The sequence below is a fragment of the Lamprobacter sp. genome (assembly GCF_034860625.1).
GTDB lineage: Bacteria > Pseudomonadota > Gammaproteobacteria > Chromatiales > Chromatiaceae > Lamprobacter.
Map to the genome: position 1 here is coordinate 1 of NZ_JAYESN010000680.1, position 793 is coordinate 793.

Annotated in this window: 1 pseudogene; it reads left to right on the forward strand. The window is 66.5% G+C overall.

What is annotated here, in order from left to right:
- Nucleotides 1-313 precede the first annotated feature (313 nt).
- Nucleotides 314-793 (forward strand): annotated as a pseudogene (locus tag VBE63_RS30730) (hypothetical protein); the annotation flags it as partial.

Below are 793 nucleotides of genomic sequence, written 5' to 3' on the forward strand. Positions count from 1 at the left end.
CCCGACGCACAGTCAATGGCTTAGGTCAGGACCGCTGCGCACCTGGACTCGATCCACAGCGGTGCTCACCTGACGCACAGCCTCGGCACAGCCTAGCCCGCGGTTCAGCCATGGCGCAGCAGTGAAAGATGCCGTTTTTCGGCATCTCTTGCCGTTTCGTGCCTGGGTCTGGGGCGGCATCCTCTTGTCGTGCTGTAGTCGTGCTGCAGTCGTGCTGGGGTTCCGGAGCGGCACAATCGTGGCGGTGTCTGGGGCCTCTCGTCGGTGCTTGTCGTGCTGCAGTCGTGCTGCAGTCGTGATGGAGGATGCGGGGATGGTGGTGGTCGGTCTGGATATTGGATACAGCAATCTGAAGCTCGCCGTCGGGTGCTGCGGCGAGTCACCGGCTGAGCGGGTGATGCCGGCGGTGGCGGCACCCGAGGCGCATGTCGCCGAGCGCCTGGCGGGCGCGCCGGCAGGCACAACCGAAAGGCTTGCCGAGGGGATCAGGCTCTTGCTGCATGGCGAGCCCTGGATCGCTGGCATTGCGCCGGCGCGGGTCTCGGGCTGGCAGCGCGCGCTGCATGAGGACTATGCCGCCAGCGACAGTTATCAGGCACTGGTGTTAGCGGCCTTGGAGCTGGCCGGTCAACCGCGGATCGATCGTCTGGTGACCGGGCTGCCCGTGGCGCAGGCCAGTGATGCAAGCGCGCGCGAGCACGTGCGCCGACGGTTGCAAGGCCGTCAGCAGCTGGCTAAGGGCTCGGTGGAGATCGACGAGGTACAGGTGATCGCCCAGCCGGTCGGTGCCTTT